Genomic DNA, 21,149 nt, shown 5'->3' on the forward strand with positions numbered 1-21,149 from the left:
CGCTCTTACATTCTATTCCGAAAGTTTATTACTAGAGCTATAAAAATTAGTTATATTTTATAGTTGATAAAATAATAAAAATCATTATCATTCGCAACCTCATTATTTTGGGTGTAAGTAAAAATGATTCGCTTTATTGTTCCTTTTGTTTCTTCAGTAATTATCTTCCCCGGTTATGCAGCCAACGCGGACTCTAAATCCATTGAAGTGATAGAAATTGTTGCAAACAAAGCTGAAAAATCTTTGTTAGAGCTTTCCGGTAGTGCGGCTGTACTAAGTGATGATGATATTGAACAGCTTGTAGCAACACAGTTGAGCGATTTGTTTAAAACGGAGCCAGGTGTGGCGATCACAGGTTATAGCGGTCGTCCTCAAAATATTACCATTCGCGGTATGTCAGGTAATCGCGTACTGGTGTTGCAAAATGGTAGTAGAGCTGCGGATGGTTATGGCGCAAGTGACATCAACGATCTGGTTGGGCGATTTAATTTTGATTTGGAAGACGTCAAATCTATTGAAGTGGCAAAGGGACCAGCCTCAACATTTTTTGGGGCTGGTGCACTAGCTGGTGTGGTTAAAGTGAATACCAAACAAGCAAGTGATTATCTAAGAAGTGAAGATAACTATTTAGCAATTAAGAGCTTGTACAACGGTACCAACTCGGAGGTTAAAAACACACTCACTGGTGCAACTGGATTTCTTGGGTTACCTGTTTTACTAAAAGTCAGTGACTGGCGTGCTGAAGAGCAGCAAAACTTTCCCGAGTCACGCGCTCCGCTAGACGTTAAAGGTCAAAGCGCAAAATTTAGTAGTCAGTACGAATCAGGTTTGGGCCTTTTTACATATGATTTTAGCTGGTTGACACAGCAGACAGAAAACAAAATCAAACCGGAAACCGTGCCCCAACATGACGGTGCGTGGCAAGTTGAGTCTCAAAAACAACGTGAACTCCAACAAACCCATAGCCACAGCGTTAAATGGCAATCTGTGAATACATCTCTCATCTTTGATGATGCGCTTGGACAAATGTTCTGGCGCAAAACACAGCACGAAAACGATACTGAGCAACTAATCAGCCGTCAATTTTTTGAAGTTCAGACTCGATATAGGCAGCTGCTTTCGGAAGACCGTTTTTCTCAGACCAGTTTTGGTGGCGTATTAGATTTTGCTAAGTCTTTTGGCAATCATGAACTGATGTATGGCATTAGTGCAGAACAGGTTGAGCATGAGCGTCCTAAAGTCGATACCGTGATTGAGAATGGTACGCGGAAAGTGACGATTGACGCACCGTTTAATGCAGCAAAAACAGTGATACTTGGTGCTTATGTTGGTGACGATTGGCAGATTAATAGTAATTTTAGGGCGTTAATTGGTTTGCGTTACGACCATAATGCATTATCTGCTGAAGGTGACGAAGACACGAGCTCAAATGAAGTCACAGCTAGCGCACAAATCAGATATGAAAATAGTTATGGTTTTAATGCTTACGGAGCATATGCACAGGGCTACCGAGCTGCACCATACGATAAAGTATATGGCAATATTCCTCATTTATTTGCCTTTCCTCCGTTTGAAATTGTTGCCAATACTCAGTTGAGAGCAGAAACCAGTGATAGCTTGGAACTAGGGTTTTCGCAAACAATTGATAAATTGCATTTTGCCAGCAGTATTTATTACACCCGCTACGACGATTTTATCGATTGGGTGAACATCCGCTTAAGATTAAACGATGGAGTAATGGAGCGCCAGTTTGTCAATATCGATGAAGCGTATACGTTCGGTGCAGAAGCAGAGGTAACTTATCAATTAGAGTCACTAATGTTTGGCGCAAATATAGGCTGGATGAACGGAAAGAATAAAGACAAGCAAGAATACCTAAGAAATCTTATTCCGCTCGAATATACATTTTATGCCAATTATGAGTTCAGTGACTTTTTAATCAACCTGCAATGGTATGGACAAAGCCAGATGACTGACTTACCTACGTGCCAAGACCCATTTTTAAATGTAGAAATACCTTGTCAGTCAACAGGAAGTTGGCACAGCCTAGACTTATCCGTAAGTTACACACTATCAAAAAATTGGAAATTCAATACCGCGATAAACAATGTGCTAGATAAGCATTATACCCGATATCAAGATGTTGCTGGTCAATCCAATTCCGACTTCGACTATTCACAACCAGGTAGAAACTTTAGAGCATCTATCCAGTATAAATTTTAAAGGGTGACCGTCTTGAAAAAACCATTATTACTATTGCTACTGTGGCACCTAGGTGCGACCGCGGCAGAGCTTCAGTTTGTTACTGGTCGTGCTATTAACTCACAACAAGCTGAACAGTTACTTGAAACCAAGTTAGCAAGAAAATATCAATTTTCTTACCGTCGTAAAGGTCAGTTTGGTAATTATTATAGCTTTATGCCTACTTATGACGCTTTGCCAATATTTAATATCGTGGATAGTGTTGCAACGGATCAACAAGGACTAGCATTTCGATTGTATGTTTCTCGTTTTTCGACGTTAAACGTGGATGAAGGCACGGTCTCTGTTGCTCCTTCTATTGAGCAGGTTGGTGCATTAATTGATAAACAAGTTGACCATTTTTCGATAGAAGAAATTAAGCGAGGGTGGTGGCTTGAGCAGCAAGGTTTAAGATTTGTTTGGAACGTATTAGTAAGTGAAACCTTGCAAGGTGAAATCGTTACTCAGCATTATTTTATTGATGCTGATGCCACTAAAATCCTTGGTCAACGCGGTGCTATTCCTGCCTACCAAAGTGAAGTTGAGCCTGAATACTCAGGTCGAATCAAGCAGTCATGGTTATTTGATCCAGACCCAAAAACTAGCTTAATGAGTGAAGACATTGAGCAACAGTTTACACCGCAGACTGAATTTGCGGATGCAGCATTTAGACTTGTTGAGCTTAAAGATTTAACGCTAATTGGCAACCAGCTAGCACTGACGGGGCCTTATGCTCGAGTAACTGACTTTGCAGAACCACATGAAGTTGTGGAAATGTTGCCTGTAGCTGGTGTAGCAAAAAATAATCATAGCTCTGCCAGCTTTTTACAACAAATGGCCTATTTTCACGTCGATTCTGCTCAGCGTCATTTGCAGGAATTGGGCTTTACTGGCGATAAGTTGATCCACTATGCGCCGATCACCATTGATGCACAAGGTTCTTATAATGACCAGTCGGCATATTCATTTCACCAAAAACGGATTTTATTAGGAGTTGGGGGGCATGCTGACGCGCAGGATGCTGATGTAATATGGCATGAATATGGACACAGTGTTACTAACTTCATCAATCCCTATGACGACGGTGCGGATAGCGGTGCAATTGGGGAAGGGTATGCCGATTTTCTCGCCGCAAGTCATAGTTACCGAGATCCGCAAGGCTACGAGTTTGAGCCGGATGTTATGTTTAACTGGGATGCTCGTTTTGGACAACGTAGACCAAGAACGTTAAATGATAGTAAAGCTAGGTATAATCCAAATTATCACTACCCAGCCCATATTCATGTTGCAGGTTCCCTAGGTGATCAGCTTTGGTCCACACCATTATTTCAATCCTTCAAAGAAGCTGAAGCGCATTATGGTGTGAAAGGCATGAATGACATGGAGAAGATTGTTATTGAAGCTATGTTTGGCCTAGGGGCGGGGATCACTATGCCCAATTTAGCGCTGTCTACACTCGACATGGCAAAGCGCCTGTACCCCAATGAACACTATGCCGACATTTTACAACGGCATTTTAGTCATCATAACTTGTTGCCAAAATTATTGGTAATTGAACAAGCCAAGGTCATTGATACTCTCACTTCAGATCCCTCTGTGGTCGTGAATATCAAAAATATCAGCCCTTACTCGCTTAAAGATGTCCAGTTCGCGTCAACTGAGGACTCAACAATAAAAATCGCAACTCAACAGGTTGGCGATATTAAGGCTGGAGATTCGATAACACACACTTTTTCCATCACCTTCGATGATGCGTTTGAATTGAGCTGTGGGATGAGTGCTTTTGTTCCGGTATTGGAGAAGTATTCGACAGGGATCCCAGTATTGAATCAAAGCCTACAGCAACTAGAAGTTACCTTAGGCCAGCCAAATCTATTTGTTGTAAAAGGTGAGGGAGGCATACTTAAAGACGCAACCGGAGAGCCTAGTGGAGTTGTGCACAGTAAGGGGATCACTAACTTTTACCTTGATGTAGAGCAGCAATCTCTGCAGGTTAGCGATGACCTTAAATTTGAATTACAGCTTGAACACAATGACTTGAGCCAAGTAAGTATAAAGTTAATTAGCCCTGCGGGTGTTGCCGTAGTCATTTGGGATCAAAGCTACTACCCACATTCAAAATTTGAATTTAGTCTGCCTTCTGATGTTGCAAACGTAGATTTCTCGCCACTTGAAGGCCAGTCATTCAACGGCCAGTGGCAGCTTCAGGTTGTAGACCACAAGCCTGATTTCTCCGAACTAATTAATACGCCTACGCTTAAAGCTTGGCAGCTTTCACAAGTTACCGATTATCACTGTCATTCTGCATCCGACGATAAAGAACATACAGATGACCAAGATAATCATCTAGAAAAAATAAATGACAACACGAGTGGCAGCCTGTATTGGCTAAATATTGGTTTAATTTTGATTGGGCTTAGGCGACTCAAAATACACACTAGGAGTAAACATGACATTTAAATTGAAACCGCTTGCGCTTGCGCTTTCGGTTGTAGGTCTCAGTGCCTGTGGTGGGGGGAGTGGTGACACTAAAACAAATACTGAAAATGAGACAACGGTAGACCCAATTAGTTATTCGGTTTCGATCAGCGTTGATAACGCAGTAACCGGTACTTTATGCGCAGATAGCAACGAAAACTTAGTGTGTGACAGTGTCGAGGTGCAAACTTCAATTACAGATGGAACCGCAACATTAACAAGTGAAGATGTTGCAATCCTTAACCAGAGCTACATTGTGACAGAAGGCAATGTGATGATACTCAGTGCGCCAGCTGCAGTTGCAAATGACGCTAGTATCGTAATGACACCTGCAACGACTCTGGTTTACGCGAATATGATACAAGGCATAAGTAGAGAGCGAGCAATTGAGGCTGTTGTTTCTACACTTAACAATGGCTTATCACTGTCTTTGTCAGCGGATACTTTATTGACAGCGCAAAACGCAGACTTAGCAAACTTCAATACTGAATTTGTAAAATTGTGGCAGGCTGCGCAACAGCAAAGTGAAAATAAGGGGGCTATTCTTGCGGGCTTTGCGATTCAACTTGCAGATATTATTACCGCGATAAAAAACAATAGTCATTTTAATCAGCTAGATCGTTTTGTTGCGAATGCATTAAATTGGTCCGTAGGGTTCCCTATGACTGACACTGGGGTCACTGCATTTGCTAACCTAGATGGCTTTTACAATACCGCTTCTGTTGCGGACTTTCCAGGTCAAGACGCAGATTATGGTCTTGATCTTACACAAAATAATGATGCGGATGGGGCTGCGGGTTTTAGTTATGTAAAACTCAGTAGTACCGGTGAAATGCTTGCAGCTGATGCTGAACAATGGAGCTGTGTAAAAGACTTACAAACAGGGCTAATTTGGGAAGTAAAAGATGCAAACGCAGGTATTCGCCACAAAGACACGTTGTTTGCATTTAAACCTAGCGACCGCGAATCGATTTTTCCTGCTGAAGTGGCTGAAGCCAGTTGTGATAATGCAGAAGGTGTATGCACAGTATCGCAATATGAAAGTTACATAAACAATCTAAACAACGGTGTCGGGTTGTGTGGACACTCTGGCTGGAAGTTACCTAAATTCAACGAGCTGTATAGCTTAGTGCACTTTGCGAGCACAGATAAAAATGACGGTGATGTTTTACTTGGAGTAGACGTTAATTACTTCCCAGAAACACATGCCGGAGACATATGGACAGCAACGCCATCGATAGAATGGCACACTTCTATGTACTATGCCCCTCACATGTGGGCGCTTGGATTTAACGGTGGTTATATTGGTGCAACGACTTCTTATGAATACTGTGATAGTGCGCAAGAATGTGAATATCCAAGTGTATTACCTGTGAGGCTTGTAACTTTAGGAGCAGAAAAATGAGATATTTATTAGTCACTTTGACTTTATCAATGTGCTTTACTGTACAGGCTATTGAGCAAGCGTGTTCACAAACTATCGAGCGCTCTTCACCTAGCGTAGGTTTTATCGATAATAAAGATGGTACAGTAACTGATAGAGCAACACAGCTTACTTGGATGCGCTGTAGTATTGGGCAAACTTTTAATGCACAAACTTCAAGTTGTGATGGAATGCCAACCGCTATGTACTGGCAAGATGCCCTTAAAACAGCAGAAAAGATCCGGACTTCTCCAGGTCATGCAATTTATCAATACGCGGGTATTAAGAATTGGCGTTTGCCTAATATCAAGGAGCTTAACTCAATCCGTGAAGTTGCCTGTGTTAACCCTGCGGTAAACCAAACGGTTTTTCCTAATATTTTTGCTATCGCTGAAGCAGAAGGCGGGTATGCATACGTATGGTCAGCTACGCCCTTAGCGTCTGAAGCTGGGGTAATGTATATGGACTTAAATGGTGGAAGTTTAGCGTCTACCTTTGGCTTGGAAGACTATGAGAGACAAATTTTACTCGTAGCCGACAAAGTGACAGAGTAGGCTTCAGTACTTGTCGTTCGGTGTTGTTTGGTTTTTGTTCTTGGAATGTCCTAGTCTCAGTGCTTGGCTTGCTGCGAGTAGGCTAGATGCAAAGGTTGAGCAGCAAAGAGCGACAAGATGAGCTCTTTATTTTCACTATGTTACCGTCATGCTGATATAGATTAACGAGGCGCAACAGCTATGTAAACTGGTGCAAAAAGCTTGAAAGAGCAACAGACCTCAATATGATAAGCCAATGCGTCAAGAGTACTTATACCTAGGTTGAATAAGACTATTGATGCATTGGTATCAAGCTTAGTGTAGGTTAATACCAATTGAATTAATTCTCTAATCAATTTGAAGGGTGAAATAGCATATTAGCTTCGTTAAAAATTTCTCATTTAGAACAACTAAATAGCAAAATTTTTGCCTTGCTACTAAAGCTATTTCCCCGCTTCAAGATAGATCATTTACTTAATACAACTGGTATAAATCGTTTTAAAACGGTTCAATCATCCACTTTGCGGATAACTGGTCCGGTTCGCCATGGCGATTTAACTCAGGTTGGTTTTGCGCTTGGTTAAACCAAATATATTGCTGCCAAAATTGATTTTTGATATTCCAAACACCACCTTGATAAATCAATGCGTAGAGTGCTTGCTTTGGAGAGTCTACGAGCTTGAGATAGCCGGCGCTTTTGCTGCTGTAACTTAAAAACAGTGAAGGGGCCTGAGTGGCTCTAAAATAGTGCTGACCCTGTGCATTGGTTACCTGAATTAAATCGAGAGGCTCAGTTGGACTAAAGGTAATTCGGGTGTCATTGTTCAGGGGTTGTGCTGCTAAATACTGATTATTTACGGGCGACTTTATCGTGATTTGTGTGCCCGTGTCTGCACTTAACTGCGGATATGTCCAGCCGCTTGGTGGCGTTTGCCAGGTTAGAGATTTCCAGCGCCAGTTGTAGGGAATATCTAAGTGTGGGTCGTTAAGATCTTCAAAACCAGGTTCGGCTTCGATATTAAAAAGACATTGGTTTCGCTCTGCATCTAGCTGTGCAACACGCTCTGTTTGGCTAGTTGTGCCTACATTTAGCTCCGTCATACAGGCTTCAAGTGACTTCCCTTTTCCTGACTCATTAGGGGCCAGTACATAAGTATGGTCACGTTTACTTTCGTCCTCATACCAAGCCAGCATTGCGGCCTCGTCAAACGACAACCAGTTTTGTACTAGTCGCTGTGCTTCTTGCTCGGCTACGCTACGTCTTTGTGCTTTTGGTATTGCCATTGTGCGAATAAACGCAGCCCAGAGATCTTTACTGGCCTCCAGCGCGACAATTGCAACCGGTTTCATGCTACTAATACGATAAGACTGCCAACCAGATTCTAAGCGTGTATTCGCTCGCCAAATTACATCGCCACTGGCGAAGTTGAGCACATCTTTGGTGTCGTGCGAATGCTGCTCGGCACCTTCAGAACAAAGGTAAGCTTTTACTTGCCAAACCTTTTCGTAGTTATCTTGTGGGAGCCTTACCGTATGTTCTGGACTAAATGAGTCTTGAAATAGGTGAACGGCACGGCCAAACAAAAAGTAATTATGATCTACTTCCGCGAGGGCTGCGTGACCACCACCATCCCACACTTTGAGGCGCTTCTCCTCAGCCATGGCCGCATCAATAAAATGTTGAACAAAACGTTTTTGCGCGCGATAAGCTGCATCTACACCACCTTGGCCTGCAATATCATCATAGCGGCGCATAAAGTGATCTAGCTGAATGTCAGCCGGTTCTTGCGATACTGCGCTAAAACAGTTTGGGCCGGTAGGATCGGTACTGGCGTTGGTGACGTTAAATCCAGCAATATCAACCCAACGCTCACCGACGATAGCTGAGTTCACACTGTCGTATCTTGGTTCATAGAGTGGGTTATTGTTTAACTGGGACTGAAGTCGAGTAATTTCATCTTGTGCGGTATGTAGCGCGATGTTTTTTGCCAGACCATAGCGCCAAGCGTGTCTGGGGTCGTTGGGATCTGGTTCGATAATATGTTCGGCATCCAGCACCTCTAGTGCTGCGGTGCGGGTTAACCATTCATGTCCCATGGGCATGATCCCTTGTCCACCAAATTGGGTGAATGCTTGAACTGTGCTGCTTAATGCAAGTCCTAGTGAAATTGTAAGAGGCTTTATTTTCATATCTACTCCTTGAAAACTAAAAGCAAAAATAGAGTTTTTACTCAATGCAGGGGCAAAGATTATAGTTTGTGAAATAAATGTTTCAATTGATTTTTGTTTGTAACTAATAGGTTTTTTATCACCTGATTTGTTTGGTGAGTGTTTGCCTCTTACATGGCTTAAAAAAGATAAAAGTAATTTTTATTTAATATCAGGTTGTTACAGTTTGTTTTGTTCGTGTCTTATGTTCTGTAATGACGTGAAATATGCACATTTTCTTGCTGGTGCTACAGTTACTCTACTTAGCTGGGAATCAATTTAAGCGAAAGTTAGCGCACACTTGAGTATCTTTTGTTAACAAGTGTGTTGTTTTGTGCCGTGGTTACTATATCTAAAGGATATAAATATGAACTATTCACTTCACCCCTCTGTCGGTGTCGCAAGACTCGGTAATAGCGATGGTCAGTTTTATTTAGCACCAGACAAAATAGGTGGTTTACCGTTTGAATCCGATGAATGGGGCAATAAGATAGACAGCCCTGTCAGTCAGTTTAAAGACGCAGAAGGCCGGATCCGCAGACAGGGCCAACCCTTTAAAATCATTGACGAAAATAACAATGAGCTTACGTTATCGAGCGATAACGTTAAATCCATTAGTTGGACTGTACACGTCGCTAATAAAAAGGCGGCATGGTATGAGTTTAATGAATTACAAGGCAACTTACTCTATGGTCAAGATAATAGTTATAGCAATCGCAACACGCCTTGGCGTAATGCGGATGCAACGGATCGCCGAAGCTTAATTATTGACCCAGGTCCAAGAACGATATCTGGCGCAAATGCAAAGGCTGAATTTGACGCCGCCAGTGCGCCTGCAGGATATCCGGTTAGTTTCCCTCCCAAACCGTGCCAAGGCACTGAAATAAAGTCGCTCGGAGACATTTTAACCGATAACGAAGGCCGCTTAGTGGTACTTGGCGGTAAAGGGAATGCGGGTGGTAACCAGCCTCTTGAATCTTACGGTGGTGCGGACACATGGCATGATGATATTGCGGATGGAACTGTGTATTGCACGGTTACGTTTGACGATGGTAAAACCTTGCAACTCTCTGCTTGGGTAATTGTTGGCTCTCCGGATTTTGCACCGGAAATCGTTAATATCTCCAATCTCAGTGATACTATGTTTGACGTTGCGGTGCGCGAACAAAACTTATGTCCTGAGCTATACAGCGATGGTGAGTATCAGTCTTCTTATCAGGCAAATTATTACCAAGATATTGAGCCGATTATCCAGCGTATTAGCCGTTATCAGTGGGTATCAAATGTCCAATCTATGTCGGCATTTGTTTCCAATATTTTTGATTTTAAAGACAACTCTGAAGATAATAAAGCCAATCGTCAGGCTTACTTTAAGTACTTTAGGCAGCCAGTTGACCCAGCCACAGTGCAGCAAACTCCGCCAAACGAGCAAACCAATCAGCAACTCTTCGAGTATGGTATTGAGGGTAATTTACCACTGATGCCAATGAACTCTGGTAGTAACTCGGTGAGCAACGCTGAAGACAATATTGTCGATAAGTTTCTGACGTTAACGCAGACTCAATATTTCTTACTGAGTCAGTGGGCTGCTGGTAACTTTTCAAGTGCTAAACCTTCAGCGCCACAGAGCGCAGTCGATGAGTTTGGCGTATTTTATGCGGATCAAGGTAGCGTGGGTAATTGCGTTGGCTTACCTATGTGTCCAGGGATTGAGGTAACGTGGAGTTTACAAAATCCAGCAGTGTACGCGGCGCCTTATATCATTAAAGATCAAAGCATGGGTAATGGCTTTCCGAGCGGCTTGGATGCTGAGCGTGATGAGTGCGAAGGCGGTGGATGTCAGCCTGGAGATTTAACCAAGCGCATGGCATGCCCGTGGCAAGCAGACTTTTTCAACTGTACTATTCAAAATGTGAACTTTACCGAGCCAACGGTGAATAAAGTGAACGTCGGCACGGAAGACGATCCGCAAATGGTGCCAGCTGCCCCAACTTACTATAGTTACTGGTGGCCACCACAAAGCCCTTGGGATGTATTGACGAATCAATTTGATGATCAATCACTTACCCATCTGCCAGCAGGCCAGCAAGTCAACTATGCACGTGGTATCAATAGTTTTGTGCAAATGGTTGAGCATTGGTCTGCACTTGGTTTTATCCGCAATCAAAATAGTGATGAACCGAATTTCCCTTACTTTACGGAAATCGAACGTAATCACCAACTGTTTGCCTATAAGGATGTGCCTGTCTCTGATATTACTGGGAATTGCCAAGACGACGGAACCGATATTCCGGTGTTTTATATTCCTGATGACCTTAAAGATCACCTATCGTGCGGGTGCTCTAAGGCCAAAGCAATATTAAAAGGACTTGAAGAAAAAATGGCTAAGCCAATTACGCAAAAACGAGCTGCGAAAAAAGTGCCTCGCAGCGGTACTCGAACAAGACGGTAATGGATATGAATGGTACTCACGAATGTGATGTGCTAGTAATTGGTGCTGGCCCTGCCGGGGCTAGCACCGCGTTAAACTTGCTCAATCACACAGACCTATCAGTCATTTTAATCGAGCAGTCTGATTTACAAAAATTAAGAATTGGCGAAAGTGTATCTGCAAGTGTGTTTTCGGTATTGGACTATTTGCAGATAGATAGAGCGGATTTCGGTCCGCACTGTTTTACTCCAACTCAAGGTAATAGTGCATTTTGGGGAAGTGAGAAATCTGCTAATCGTCACGCGATTTTTGCACCAGACAGAGCAACCTATCAAATTAATCGCGAGATATTTGATCTAACCTTGCTCGAAAGCACAATCCAGCGCGGTGGAACGGTGTTCCCGCGCACTAAAAGCAAAGCAATTACTCAGTTACAAGACGGTCGTTACTCAGTGGTGGTGAGTCATCCTGACTATGGTCAGTTCACCATTGTTTGCAAGTATCTAGTTGATGCGTCAGGGCGTAATTCGTCTATTGGCAAATCTCTAGGAGCGGCTGTTCAGCAATATGACAGACTTACTGGGGTTGGTGCCTTCTTTAAAGTAAAGCGGGGGGCGCTTGAGCAACTTCAACTAATTGAAAGTGATGAATGTGGCTGGTGGTACAGTGCGGCGCTTTCTAACGATATGTTAGTTGTAACGTATTTTAGTGATTTTGAATTGCTCTCAAAGCAGCGCTTAAATCGTTTGGCACAGTGGCAAGCGCACTTAGGTAGCAGTAAATATATGTCAAGGCGTGTTGAGGGGGCAAAGATGGTCGACGAAAACCTATGGGTCCGACCTGCCGGGAGCCATTTTAACAGTTTTGCTCATCTCAAAAATTATTTACCAGTGGGGGATGCGGCTTGTGCGTTTGACCCTATTTCCTCTATGGGATTAGGGTTTGCCATGACATCGGGATGCCAAGCAGCAGCCATTATCGGCAATACCAAAACATCTCAAGCGTTTATGCACAGTAGCAAGATGTATCAACAAGACTTAGCGCGTCAGTTTGATCAGTACTTAGCGCTAAAGCAGCAGTTTTATAATAAGGAAAAACGTTGGTGTGATGCGCCTTTTTGGTTCAAGCGGCAGCAACTTATCAACCAGGTTGCTTAGCTGAAACTAACCGAAGAATAACAACTGCTAGCACACAAGTTGTTATTCTGATTTCGGGTTAGCTCATATTAAAGCAAGCTTAAAATGTGTTTGGCGTTTTGTCGGGCAAGACAGCCCTTGACGGGATCGGTTGAAAACGTTTTAGCCGATATCTCCATAGGCTCCCCTTCATGAAGTACATCACCGCTATAGACTTTAACTCGACAGGTCGTTTTGTTTTGCTCTTCTGAATAAACAAGCTCCACTTTTTCGGCCTTCATAATTAAGTTTTTGTAGGGGTATCCCGCATCGGTAAATACTTTTTCAGTTTGTACCTGCTCGGATGTTGATGCGAGTGCTGCTAGAGGAAATGCAAGAATAATTGCGTATTTCATGATAAAGACTCCTTCCGTCTCTGATTTCACTGCTAAGTATTGTGTGCATTCATAAAACTGACAAACTAGAAATTCTGACCTATAGTTAAGTTTTAATTAAGTAAGATGGCGAATGAAATCACCTCCACTCAAAGGACTTTGGTATTTTAAAACGGCGGCGGAATTAGGCAGTTTTAAGCAGGCGGCGGAAGCCTTATTTGTGACTCAAGCCGCCGTGAGCCAACAGATAAGAACCCTTGAGCAACAGCTTGGATGTATGTTGTTTGAACGACAAACAAGAAAGGTATTGCTAACTCAGCAAGGACAAGACTTGTTGCCTTACTTACACAAGGCCTTTGGGCAAATGGAAATGGGTCTATCGACGTTAAAATCAGATCCTAACCCAAACACTATTAACCTGTCGGTTTTGCCTTCATTTGCTACTTGTTGGCTGTTGCCAAGATTGGCGAGCTTCAACAAAGCATTACCAGACTACCAGCTACGTATTGATCCAACCGAGCAACTCGCCGATTTTAACCACGACGATATTGATATTGGGATCCGCTTTGGATTTGGTAACTATCCGGGACTGAAAAGCGAGCTCATCGCGGAGGATGAGTTAGTCCTTGCCTACCGTCCTGGATTAATTGACCCAAACAAACCGTTGCGAGAACAGCTATCTAAACTCAATTTTATCTATGATGAAGGCCGGGATAATGAGCATGCGTGGCTTGAACTAAACAAACAACTGGATTTGAGTGGTCATACATTCAGTAATCTCAAAATTGATAATGCGGCGTTGGTACAGCAAGCAACGGTGGCAGGGCAGGGGTTTTCTTTGTTACGTCGACGTTTAGTGAATCAATCTTTAGAGCTAGGCCAATTAGAAATCTATCCCGACTTTGCATGGTTATGTGAATATCGGTATTACTTGGTCGCGCCAGAGCGCCATTTTGAGTGGCCTAAATTAAAGGCGTTTCGAGATTGGATTGTGGCTGAGCTTAGCGCATGTTGAAATTGCGATCTTATATGTTCTTGGTTAACTTTAGCTTGAGCCATAAGACGGCGAGTTGAGTACTGCAAAAAATAAAGCGGATAGGATAAACAGGCCAAGCCACTGTTAAATACGCACCAGTGGCTAGGCTGAGTTATAAGCTGCTATTTTAGGTCAAATCGGTCAGCATTCATTACTTTGGTCCATACCTCAACAAAGTCGCGGACAAACTTCTCTTTGCTATCATCTTGTGCGTACACTTCGGCGTAAGCGCGCAAAATAGAATTAGAACCAAAGACGAGATCAACGCGAGTCGCGGTCCATTTTACCGTGTCCGTATCACGTGTTTTTATCTCATATAGGTTCTCTCCACTTGGCTCCCAGCGATATGCCATATCGGTCAAGTTGACGAAAAAGTCATTACTCAAAGTGCCAACGTTATCGGTAAATACGCCATGCGATGTTTGCTCGTGATTGGTGCCTAGCACGCGCATTCCGCCGATCAGTACGGTCATTTCCTTGGCCGTGAGGCCCAACAGTTGAGCTTTATCAAGTAGCATTTCTTCTGGTTTTACGCTGTAGTGCTGTTTTTGCCAATTGCGAAAACCGTCATGTACAGGCTCTAATACATCAAATGACTCAATGTCGGTTTGCTCGTCTGTGGCATCGCCTCGCCCAGCGGCAAAAGGCACTTGGATTGATACACCGGCATTTTTAGCCGCTTGTTCAACGGCAGCGCAGCCACCCAATACGATTAGATCGGCCATGCTTACGGTAGGCGTAAAATTACTTTGCACGGTTTCTAATGCCGCAAGTACTTTCGCTAGACGCTCCGGCTCATTTCCAAGCCAATCTTTTTGCGGGGCTAGGCGGATCCTCGCACCATTTGCACCCCCTCTAAAATCGGAATATCTAAACGTTCTAGCACTATCCCACGCGGTGGCTACTAATTCTGAAAGCGTCACATTGGTTGCTAGAATTTGTTGCTTGAGTGCGCTAATTTCACTGTCGTTTAGGGTGTAGTTAACGCTGGGGACGGGGTCTTGCCATAGCAGGTCTTCGTTAGGGACTTCTGGGCCTAGATAACGGCTTTTTGGGCCAAGGTCGCGATGCGTAAGCTTAAACCACGCTCTTGCAAAAACATCGTTAAAATAGTCGGGATCGGCATAAAACTTCTCTGAAATTTTACGATAAGCAGGGTCCATTTTCAGCGCCATATCGGCATCTGTCATCATCGGCATGCAGCGTTTGGATGCGTCTTCAGCATCAACCGGCTTATCTTCTTCTTTTATATTAATAGGCTGCCATTGCCATGCACCCGCAGGGCTTTTGGTCTGCTCCCACTCGTACGTGAACAGCAAGTAGAAGTAGCCATTGTCCCATTGAGTTGGGTTCGTCGTCCAAGCGCCTTCAATACCACTGGTTACTGCATCAGAGCCAATGCCACGCGAGCTATGATTCATCCAACCAAAACCTTGTTCATGCAAGTCCGCGCCTTCTGGTGCCGGGCCTAATTCATCGGCATTGCCATTTCCGTGCGCTTTTCCCACAGTGTGTCCGCCAGCGGTTAGGGCAACGGTTTCTTCATCGTTCATTGCCATTCGAGCGAAGGTAACACGCATATCTTCAGCTGTTTTTAACGGATCGGGATTACCATCTACGCCCTCAGGATTAACGTAGATAAGACCCATCATCACAGCGGCAAGCGGGTTTTCTAAATCGCGTTCACCGCTATAGCGGCTGTTTGAATTATTGGAGGGAGCCAGCCACTCTTTTTCGCTGCCCCAGTAGGTGTCTTTTTCTGGATGCCAGATATCTTCTCGGCCACCGGCAAAACCAAAGGTTTTGAATCCCATCGACTCATAAGCAACGTTGCCCGCCAGCACGATTAAATCGGCCCAAGAAATACGATTGCCATACTTTCTTTTAATCGGCCAAAGTAAACGCCGGGCTTTATCTAAGTTTCCGTTGTCCGGCCAGCTGTTTAGCGGAGCAAAGCGCTGATTCCCCGTGTTTGCACCACCGCGACCATCCGCAACACGATAACTGCCCGCAGCGTGCCATGCCATTCTGATCATTAATCCTCCATAGTGTCCCCAATCTGCGGGCCACCATGGCTGCGAGTCTGTCATAAGTTGCTCGAGATCTTTCTTCAGGGCGGGGTAATCGAGGCTGTTAAATGCGCTTTTGTAATCAAAATCGGCATCCATCGGATCGGTTTTCGTATCGTGCTGATGCAATATGTCTAAGTTCAGGCTATTTGGCCACCACTGGTGCTCGTTATGCTCTGACGACGTATTTGCACCATGTGCAAAAGGACAAATCGATGGTGTGTTTTGCTTCTTATCCATGGGAGATCCTTGTTTGTTCGATGACGGAAGATTGCTAGGGCCTGTTTATCTTTCAAGTTTGTTTCTGCAGCAGTTTGATTGATGTATACATAGGGCAAGTTGTACGCCGCGAGCAAAATACGCTCAGAGGAACAAAAATCAAACAGCAAAGGTCAACAGGCCCTAGATAAAGGTAGTCCCGATAAGTGCTTTTTACCAGATTTAGGTGGCCTTAAAAGCCAATATTGAATACCAAGAGAGTGGCGACATTTGTGACTTTCTGGGAAGTGTTCACGCCAAATCTGACTGAATACATGATTTTTAATTAGACGCTTGAATATTCAATAAAAGTAAATAAATATTGCGCAAATCGTCTAGAATTGTTTGTTGGAACGATTTAATTGTGTTATCAGTATAAAAAGGCGCAATAAATAACCTATTTCATTTCCTATAGTGATAATAAGAAACTTTCTATCGTCAGCGTCTAACTATAATTTGGAACGTTACAAGGGAAACCGTTATGACAATAACAAAACAAAAAACGACTTTGGCGTTGGCAATCGCCAGCTTGTGTGGTTCGGGCGCTATGGTGTGGACGGCCCCAGTGTTTGCCGAGGAAGCAGCGTCGGAACCCGTTGAAAAGATTATGGTAACGGGGTCACGTATCGCGCGGGCAAACCTAAGTAAACCCGGCGCGGTAACCACAATATCTAGATCGGATATTGAGCAAACCGGGTTTAAAAATATTGGTGATATGCTGCAAAATCTAACGGTTTCCGCCAGTGCTCCTAATGCTTCTCAAAATGAAAATACGTCGGGCGTGACAAACTTCGACTTACGCGGTCTAGGTGCGCAGCGCACGTTGGTCTTGCTAAATGGCCGCCGCTTACCAAACGGGGGAAATGGCGCGGATGCTGCGGTTGACCTAAGTGCTATACCTACAGCGATTATTGAACGTGTTGAAATTCTATTGGACGGTGCCTCTTCTATTTACGGCTCTGATGCGGTGTCTGGTGTCGTAAACATAATTACTCGCCAAACGGGCGATATTTTTGAGGTCAGTGGCTCAATTGGCCAATCCGCTGAAGGTGATGCTGATACGACTTCTTTGGAACTCGTAACAGGGATTGTTGGCGATAAAGGGCGTTTTATGGTGAGTGCCAGCTACGATGAAAAACAAGAAGTGTATGCTGGCGACAGAGACTTTAGCCGCTATGATTTAACACTTAATCCCGATGGCAGTTACGGCCAAGGCGGTAGTTCCGCAATGCCATGGAGTAACCTAAAAGTCACGGATGAAAACGGTAAGGAAATATTTGTTACCCGAGGCCCAGAATATGGCGAGTGGCGTGAAACTATCTCCGATGCATCACTTGCACAAAATGATTTATACAACTACCAAGAGCCTAGCTTGCTACAAACGCCTTTTGAACGCTATAGCATGAGTGCGTTTGGCGAGTATGATCTTGGCAATTTGAAGTTTTCGGATGACGTGGTATTCAATTTCGAGGCGCTTTATTCACATCGAAAATCCACTACCAATGGTGCGCCTCAGCCACTAGTTCCAGTTTGGGGTGGGTATTTAGATTTCACTTACTCTCCTGATAACTATTACAACCAACAATTTGGTCCGAAAGACAAAGATGGTAATCCTTATGCCATCAATGACTGGCGTCGCAGAATGGTAGAAACCAATGGCCGTATGAACCATGTGGAAAACAGCCAATACCGTATCGTGATGGCGCTTTCTGGTGATTTTAATGCAGATTGGAGCTGGGAGTTGGCCTACAATTTTGGTCGCAACTCAAACAAACGACTAAAAACCGGCATATTCAATTGGCCAGCGGCTAAAAATGCGGTTGGTCCTACCCACTTTGATGAGCAAGGTGTGCTGCGCTGTGGTGCTACACCGGATGCGCTAATTGCAGGTTGTGTGCCGCTTAATATCTTTGGCCAACCCGGTACCGACTCCGAAATTTCCGAGGACATGCTAAATTATCTCTCTGGTGATTGGCCGGGGATCCAACAGGGTCATAACCAGATTAAAATCGCCAGCGCGAACCTAAGTGGCGTAGTGGCGAGTTTGCCTGCGGGCGACCTAGGTGTGTCTTTTGGTATCGAAAATCAAAAAGTTGAGGCGCGTAATCAAACAGATGCCGTTTCTATTAATATTTTAGTCACTGATGGATTAGGTAGACCAACTGGCGGCGAGTATTCGCTCAATGAAGCCTACCTAGAAGCTGTCGTACCACTACTATCAGACCACGATTGGGCGCAGAGCCTAGAGTTAAATCTCGCGACTCGATATTCAGACTTTGATACGTTTGGTTCGACCACCAATTCAAAAGTGGGCGTATTTTGGGCGTTGAATGAGCAGTTGAGTTTTAGAGGGACTTGGTCACAAGCATTTAGAGCGCCTAATGTGGTGGAACTTTATAAAGGAAGGTTACCTGATTTTGAAAATGGCGACGATCCTTGTGCCGTAGCAAATCCAAACCAAAACTGTGTCAGCACAGGCGTTCCCGCTGATGGCAGTTACCGAGAAACGATCGGACAGATCAGAACTAATACTGGCGGTAACACCGAACTTGAACCAGAAACCGCGACGAGCAAAACACTTGGGGTGATTTATCAGCCGAGCTGGCTTACTAACGGTTCAATCACCTTAGATTTTTATGACATCCAATTAAAAGATGCCATTGGTAACATTAGCGCGGTGACTAAATTGAGTGAATGTATGAATAATGGTTTGTACTGCGACTCTGTACATCGTGTTCAATCTGGTGAGTTTCAGGGGGTGATCACCGGTGTTGATGTGTTTAATGAAAACCTCAATGCGTTAAACCGTCAAGGGGTGGACGCGGAAGTTCGTTTTGACATCGGGCAGTTTTCATTTGGTGATTTGAGTACCGCACTAAACTGGTCATTTGTGAGTAAACATGAAGTCATTGAACCAGGCCTTGTAACCAAAGACAGAGCCGGACAGCGCGTTAATGGCCAGATGGCGGTGCCTGAGCACAGAGTTAACTTTGCACTTAATTGGCAGCATGACGACTTTAGCGCAAGTTGGCAAAGTTACTATATCGATTCAATGTTAGAAGAAGTATCGGTTAAACAAGGCGACCAAATCGTTAACTTTACCAATACCGTTGATAGCACGCTGACACATAATGCTCAAGTAACCTACCATTTAGACTCTGTTGATACTCAAATTACGCTGGGCGTTAACAATCTACTGAATGAAGCGCCGCCTTTCGCGACCGGCAATGGAAATAACGCAGATCCCATTCATTCGTCTTTATATTTGGGTCGTGAGTACTACCTAAGATTTAAGACAGAGTTTTAACTTCATATTGTTTCCCTGTGAGAGTAAGACAAAGCGGGCTATGTAAGCCCGCTTTTTTAGTTCGCAGTTTGGTGCGAAGTTTGTTCAGACGAAGTTGCGCTTGTGGTTTGCGCTGCGGCGTTGATCCGTGACACTGCCTTCCAACAAATCAAGGCCATTAGTGCTATTAGTCCAATCACAATCGCGAAGTCTACTTTAGTTTGTAGCGGTAACAAGTTGTATTGGTTACCGAAGTAGGTCAAATTCATCACTAAACTTAAACAATAGCAAATCCCACTTAGTCCTAATAACACCTTGCTAAAGGACAAAACATCTTTGGCAAATTGGCTACTTATCAGGGCGAAGAAAAAGGCTATAAACATAGAGGACTTGACGGTTTCTAATTTGTCGGCATGCGTCGCAGGAAGTAAAGTGGTTAATGTAAAGCCAACAGCAACCGCTAAAATCACCCCAATAAAACTGCCGCTGGTCAGTCTTTTGACAAACATTAGGCTTTTAGGACTTTGTTTTTTCTGCTTTGCTCGTTTGTCAATCCACATCAAATTGCCAGTAACAATTAAGTAGGCGGTTGCAAGACCAAGGCATAAAAACGCCAGTCGCATGCCATATCCAGCAAAATCACCAAAGTGCAGACTTGCAATGGTAGAGAGTCCCGCTCGTACTGCATTATCATAGTTGTTTTCTGTGAGGTAAACTTGCGAGCTGTCACTTAGCTTATATTGAATTTCTTTAATATTAGAGAAAGCATCATTGCTTTTTGCTGTAAAGCCTACCACCGCATTCTTGTCACCAAAGTGGCTAATTTCAACCATAGTAAAGGTAACATCCCCAAGCTTAGCCTGTGCTTGAGCTCTTAGTTGATCAATGCCTTGCATGGGTTGTATTTGGTTTATGGCCTCAATTTTTGGCTCGTTAAATCCAGCAGCTTGCAGTAATGCAGTTTGGTTGCCACTATAGAGCAGCACGGCGTATGAAATCTGGTAGATAATCACGAGGTTGAAAACAAGCCCTGTGAAGGCGTACATAATGTGAAAAGGTAGGCCCATCGTGCCAATCAGGTTATGAGCATCCAGCCATTTGTCTTTTTTACCTTCGGCGCGATATTGAAAGAAGTTTTTAGCAATTTTACGCCAATGGATCACAACGCCACTTAGTATAGCAACGAAGAAAAATAACGTAATCACTCCAACAAAATAGAGTCCAGGCCTACCTAACCCCAAATCGAAATGGAGTTCAAAAAGCAACGTAGAAAACTCAAACTTATCGGCGTCAGCAAGTACCTCACCAGATTGCGGTGATATCAATAGGTGTTGATCCTGATGATCCTCCCCCGTGATCGGGTGGGGCTGATCTAAATGGGTTGCAAAATATACTTCAATAAACGGATTATGCGGCGTAGGCTCTCGCATAAAAAAGCCATGATCGGTATCAACATCGTATTGTTGTTGAATAGAGTTTATGGCGTTGTCATAAGAAATTGTGGTTATTGACTCGTTTGATTGTACAGCCAGAGGTGCACGCTCCCAACCCCGAATATTATCTCTAAATAGGCTAAGTGAGCCTGTGATAAAAACGATGAATAATACCGTTGAAATAATGAGTCCAATCCAGGCGTGCGCTTCGGTTAATGATTTTAGTGTTTGGTTTTTCATTGT

The 21,149-nt window shown here is 43.8% G+C and carries 12 protein-coding genes; 8 read left to right on the forward strand and 4 right to left on the reverse strand.

Annotated elements, in window-relative coordinates:
- Window positions 1-123: 123 nt before the first annotated feature.
- The 4 genes from DS891_RS19445 to DS891_RS19460 are packed head-to-tail and all read left to right on the forward strand — an operon-like array spanning window position 124 to window position 6,696.
- The gene (locus tag DS891_RS19445; RefSeq protein ID WP_174170671.1) at window positions 124-2,223 is read left to right on the forward strand and encodes a TonB-dependent receptor; all 2,100 of its coding nucleotides are present in this window, start codon (window positions 124-126) and stop codon (window positions 2,221-2,223) included.
- 12 nt (window positions 2,224-2,235) lie between these two features.
- Window positions 2,236-4,701 (forward strand): proprotein convertase P-domain-containing protein, encoded by a 2,466-nt coding sequence (locus DS891_RS19450; RefSeq protein WP_174170672.1) that lies wholly within the window; start codon window positions 2,236-2,238, stop codon window positions 4,699-4,701.
- Complete coding sequence (locus DS891_RS19455) at window positions 4,691-6,124, forward strand: DUF1566 domain-containing protein (protein WP_174170673.1); 1,434 nt, start codon at window positions 4,691-4,693, stop codon at window positions 6,122-6,124. Before DS891_RS19450 ends, DS891_RS19455 begins: the two co-directional genes overlap by 11 nt.
- A complete protein-coding gene (locus DS891_RS19460; protein ID WP_174170674.1) occupies window positions 6,121-6,696 on the forward strand; it encodes a DUF1566 domain-containing protein in 576 nt (191 codons plus the stop codon). The genes DS891_RS19455 and DS891_RS19460 overlap by 4 nt, the downstream gene beginning before the upstream one ends.
- A 477-nt stretch (window positions 6,697-7,173) precedes the next feature.
- On the opposite strand, the gene DS891_RS19465 is transcribed toward DS891_RS19460, so the two are convergent.
- Window positions 7,174-8,865: a hemolysin D gene (locus tag DS891_RS19465; RefSeq protein ID WP_174170675.1), complete on the reverse strand. Its 1,692-nt coding sequence runs from the start codon at window positions 8,863-8,865 to the stop codon at window positions 7,174-7,176.
- A 385-nt stretch (window positions 8,866-9,250) separates the two neighbouring features.
- Here DS891_RS19465 and lodA point away from each other — a divergent pair, with 385 nt between their 5' ends.
- The gene (gene lodA, locus DS891_RS19470; RefSeq protein WP_102058552.1) at window positions 9,251-11,335 is read left to right on the forward strand and encodes a CTQ-dependent lysine 6-oxidase LodA; all 2,085 of its coding nucleotides are present in this window, start codon (window positions 9,251-9,253) and stop codon (window positions 11,333-11,335) included.
- Window positions 11,336-11,340: 5 nt separating this feature from the next.
- Entirely contained in the window at window positions 11,341-12,471 is a 1,131-nt protein-coding gene (lodB, locus tag DS891_RS19475) for a lysine-epsilon-oxidase maturase LodB (RefSeq protein WP_227387810.1), read from the forward strand.
- Between the two features lie 68 nt (window positions 12,472-12,539).
- On the opposite strand, the gene DS891_RS19480 is transcribed toward lodB, so the two are convergent.
- Window positions 12,540-12,845: a hypothetical protein gene (locus DS891_RS19480; RefSeq protein ID WP_010375339.1), complete on the reverse strand. Its 306-nt coding sequence runs from the start codon at window positions 12,843-12,845 to the stop codon at window positions 12,540-12,542.
- Between the two features lie 112 nt (window positions 12,846-12,957).
- On the opposite strand from DS891_RS19480, the gene DS891_RS19485 reads away from it, so the two are divergent.
- On the forward strand, window positions 12,958-13,839 hold the full coding sequence (locus tag DS891_RS19485) for a LysR substrate-binding domain-containing protein (RefSeq protein WP_010607467.1): 882 nt from the start codon (window positions 12,958-12,960) through the stop codon (window positions 13,837-13,839).
- 143 nt (window positions 13,840-13,982) lie between these two features.
- Here DS891_RS19485 and katG read toward each other — a convergent pair whose 3' ends face one another.
- Entirely contained in the window at window positions 13,983-16,169 is a 2,187-nt protein-coding gene (gene katG, locus DS891_RS19490) for a catalase/peroxidase HPI (protein ID WP_174170676.1), read from the reverse strand.
- 499 nt (window positions 16,170-16,668) lie between these two features.
- Between katG and DS891_RS19495 the strand changes: the two genes are divergently transcribed.
- A complete protein-coding gene (locus tag DS891_RS19495; RefSeq protein WP_174170677.1) occupies window positions 16,669-19,494 on the forward strand; it encodes a TonB-dependent siderophore receptor in 2,826 nt (941 codons plus the stop codon).
- Between the two features lie 56 nt (window positions 19,495-19,550).
- Here the strand turns inward: DS891_RS19495 and DS891_RS19500 are convergent, their stop codons facing one another.
- Entirely contained in the window at window positions 19,551-21,146 is a 1,596-nt protein-coding gene (locus tag DS891_RS19500; protein WP_174170678.1) for a PepSY domain-containing protein, read from the reverse strand.
- Window positions 21,147-21,149: the final 3 nt, after the last annotated feature.

It is taken from the genome of Pseudoalteromonas sp. JC28, from assembly GCF_013319255.1.
Classification (GTDB): Bacteria; Pseudomonadota; Gammaproteobacteria; order Enterobacterales; family Alteromonadaceae; genus Pseudoalteromonas.

Coding starts and splice junctions, on each gene's coding strand:
- DS891_RS19500 (WP_174170678.1), bottom strand. CDS start 21,146: ATGAAAAACCAAACACTAAAATCATTAACCGAAGCGCACGCCTGGATT.
- DS891_RS19460 (WP_174170674.1), top strand. CDS start 6,121: ATGAGATATTTATTAGTCACTTTGACTTTATCAATGTGCTTTACTGTA.
- DS891_RS19455 (WP_174170673.1), top strand. CDS start 4,691: ATGACATTTAAATTGAAACCGCTTGCGCTTGCGCTTTCGGTTGTAGGT.
- DS891_RS19495 (WP_174170677.1), top strand. CDS start 16,669: ATGACAATAACAAAACAAAAAACGACTTTGGCGTTGGCAATCGCCAGC.
- DS891_RS19445 (WP_174170671.1), top strand. CDS start 124: ATGATTCGCTTTATTGTTCCTTTTGTTTCTTCAGTAATTATCTTCCCC.
- DS891_RS19485 (WP_010607467.1), top strand. CDS start 12,958: ATGAAATCACCTCCACTCAAAGGACTTTGGTATTTTAAAACGGCGGCG.
- lodB (WP_227387810.1), top strand. CDS start 11,341: ATGAATGGTACTCACGAATGTGATGTGCTAGTAATTGGTGCTGGCCCT.
- katG (WP_174170676.1), bottom strand. CDS start 16,169: ATGGATAAGAAGCAAAACACACCATCGATTTGTCCTTTTGCACATGGT.
- DS891_RS19480 (WP_010375339.1), bottom strand. CDS start 12,845: ATGAAATACGCAATTATTCTTGCATTTCCTCTAGCAGCACTCGCATCA.
- lodA (WP_102058552.1), top strand. CDS start 9,251: ATGAACTATTCACTTCACCCCTCTGTCGGTGTCGCAAGACTCGGTAAT.
- DS891_RS19465 (WP_174170675.1), bottom strand. CDS start 8,865: ATGAAAATAAAGCCTCTTACAATTTCACTAGGACTTGCATTAAGCAGC.